3 protein-coding genes are annotated in these 2,771 nt (G+C 71.6%); 1 reads left to right on the top strand and 2 read right to left on the bottom strand.

The window, feature by feature from the left end; all coding sequences use genetic code 11:
- Positions 1-452: CAP domain-containing protein (locus FAF44_RS52735; RefSeq protein WP_237111045.1), on the top strand; the 452-nt coding region annotated here is incomplete at its 5' end.
- Between the two features lie 120 nt (positions 453-572).
- Here the strand turns inward: FAF44_RS52735 and mug are convergent.
- On the bottom strand, positions 573-1,067 hold the full coding sequence (gene mug, locus FAF44_RS52730) for a G/U mismatch-specific DNA glycosylase (RefSeq protein WP_237111044.1): 495 nt from the start codon (positions 1,065-1,067) through the stop codon (positions 573-575).
- A gap of 39 nt (positions 1,068-1,106) precedes the next feature.
- On the bottom strand, positions 1,107-2,507 hold the full coding sequence (locus FAF44_RS52725; protein WP_237111043.1) for a sugar porter family MFS transporter: 1,401 nt from the start codon (positions 2,505-2,507) through the stop codon (positions 1,107-1,109).
- Positions 2,508-2,771 lie beyond the last annotated feature (264 nt).

Below are 2,771 nucleotides of genomic sequence, written 5' to 3'. Positions count from 1 at the left end.
CCCCGACGTCCCCCGCGACGCCGACCCCGACGCCGACCGGGTCGTCCCCGTCCGGCACCGTCGGCACGGCCGAGGAGAACGAGGTCATCCGGCTGGTCAACGCCGAGCGGGCGAAGGGCGGCTGCTCCGCGGTCAAGCACGACCCGCAGTTGCGCGCCGCCGCCTACGGCCACTCGGCCGACATGGCGGCGAAGAACTACTTCAGCCACACCTCGAAGGACGGCCGGTCCTTCATGGACCGCATCAAGGCGGCCGGCTTCACCGGCGGCTCCGCCTGGGCCGAGAACATCGCCATGGGGCAGCGCACCCCCGCCCAGGTCATGCAGTCGTGGATGAACAGCTCCGGGCACAAGGCCAACATCATGAACTGCCGCTACAACCTCATCGGCGTCGGCCTGGCGAAGAACTCCTCGGGCACGCCCTACTGGACGCAGGACTTCGCGGCCAAGTGAGGTGAGTGAGACGCGCGGGTGAGGGAGTTCACCCGCGACGGAGGCCGGGGACCGGTGGCCGTCCCGCCCGCTGTGACCGGGCAGGCGACGCCCCAGGCCCCGGCCTCACCCGTACGGGTCTCAGAGGGACGAGCGCAACCGGGCCATCTCGGCGGCGATCGTGGCGACCGTCCAGTGGGCGTTCAGGCCGCTCGGGTTCGGCAGCACCCACACGCGGACCCCGCCCACCGTCTCCGCCTGCGGCCCGATGACCGACCTGGGACGGGCGAAGGCGACCCGGTAGGCGGAGACGCCGAGCACGGCCAGCACCTTCGGGCCGGCCCCGGCCACCTTGGCGGCCAGCGCCGCGCCGCCCGCCACCAGTTCCGCCCGCGTCAGCTCCGACGCCTTGGCGCTCGCCCGGGGGACGAGGTTCGTGACGCCCAGCCCGTACGAGGGCAGCAACTCCTGCTCGGCGGGCGACAGCAGGCGCGGCGTGAAGCCGGACAGGTGCAGCGCGGGCCAGAAGCGGTTACCCGGCCGGGCGAAGTGGTGGCCGGTGGCCCCGGACATCAGGCCGGGGTTGATGCCGCAGAACAGCACGTCGGGGGAGGGGCCGAGGACGTCGTCGAGCACGTACCGGAGGCTATCCGACGGCGGGGGCCGACGCGGGGCTCAGCCCATCTCCTCCAACTTGCGGCCCTTGGTCTCCTTGATCCACCTGTTCACGAAGATGAACGACAGCGCGGCGAACAGCGCGTACATGGCGTACGTGAGCGGCAGGTTCCACTCCGCCAGCGCCGGGAACGACACCGTGATCAGCCAGTTGGCGAGCCACTGGGCCCCGGCCGCGACACCCAAAGCGGCGGCCCGGATCCGGTTGGGGAAGATCTCGCCCAGCAGCACCCAGACCACCACGCCCCACGACAGCGCGAAGAACAGCACGAACGCGTTGGCCGCGACCAGCGCGATCGGGCCCTGCGGGTCGGGCAGCGAGACCGACTCGCCCGCGCCTGCGGCGAAGCTGAACGCCCAGGCCGCGGTGGCCAGGGCGACCGCCATCCCGGCCGAGCCGACCAGGAGCAGCGGCCGGCGGCCGATCCGGTCCACGAGCGAGATCGCGATGAACGTGCCCACGATGTTGATGATCGAGCTGGAGAAGCTGATCAGCAGGGAGTCGCTCTGGTTGATGCCGACCGACTGCCACAACACGGACGAGTAGTAGAAGATCACGTTGATGCCGACGAACTGCTGGAAGACGGAGAGCACGATGCCGATCCACACGATCGGCAGCAGCCCCATCGCCGGGCCGCGCAGGTCCTTCAGCCCCGGCACGCGTTCGGTGCGCAGCACGTGCTGGATCTCCGAGATGCGGTCGTCGAGGTTCACGCCGTCGCCCTCGATCTCGGCCAGCACCTCGCGGGCCCGCCGCGTCCGTCCCGACATGACCAGGTAGCGGGGCGACTCGGGGATGGACGAGGCGAACAGCAGGAACAGCAGCGCCGGCACCACGCAGGCGCCCAGCATCCACTGCCACGCCTGCAGCCCCCACAACTGGTTGTTCACGTCGCCGCCCGCCAGGCGGGCGATCACGTAGTTGACGAGCTGCGAGACCGCGATCCCGAGCACGATGGCGAGCTGCTGGAACGAGCCGAGCCGCCCCCGGTAGGCGGGCGGCGCGACCTCGGCGATGTACGCCGGACCGAGCACCGACGCCATGCCGATCGCGAAGCCCGCCATCACCCGCCACAACGCCAGGTCCCAGATCGCGAACGGCAACATCTGCCCGATCGAGCTGACCGCGAACAGCAGCGCCGCCACCTGCATCGACCGCGTACGCCCCCACCGGTCGGCCAGCCCGCCCCCCACCCACGCGCCCAGGGCCGAGCCCAGCAGCGCGATGGCCACCACGAAACCGGTCTGGACCGAACCCACCTGGAAGTGCCGCTGGATGCCGACCACCGCACCGTTGATCACGGAGCTGTCGTAGCCGAACAGGAACCCGCCGATCGCGGCCGCCGCCGCGATGAACACGACATGCCCCAGATGCTCCTGATGGGTGTGTTGCGTGGCCATGCGGTCACCTCCCCGAATGGTCGGGGAACTACCCGTCGATCACTCACGTATTCCCTGGGCACGCGGCTCGGAGGCGCCGGCGGACGGGCCCGCGACCCCCGGACGCGGGCCGCGCGACTCCGCGCGCGATCTCCGGACGCGGGCCGCGCGATCTCCGGACGCGGGCCGCGCGACCCCCGGACGCGGGCCGCGCGGCTCCGCGATCGCACGGCTCACAGGCGCGGGTCGACCGGCTCCGACTCCAGGGCCAGCACGGCGAAGACC

Source organism: Nonomuraea sp. MG754425, from assembly GCF_021699195.1.
Taxonomy (GTDB): domain Bacteria; phylum Actinomycetota; class Actinomycetes; order Streptosporangiales; family Streptosporangiaceae; genus Nonomuraea.
The sequence above is the reverse complement of the archived record's forward strand: the minus strand, read 5'-3'. Positions and strand labels throughout refer to the sequence as shown.

What these genes read in the sequence shown, in the direction of transcription:
- FAF44_RS52725 (WP_237111043.1), bottom strand. Translation starts at nt 2,507, where the DNA reads ATGGCCACGCAACACACCCATCAGGAGCATCTGGGGCATGTCGTGTTC.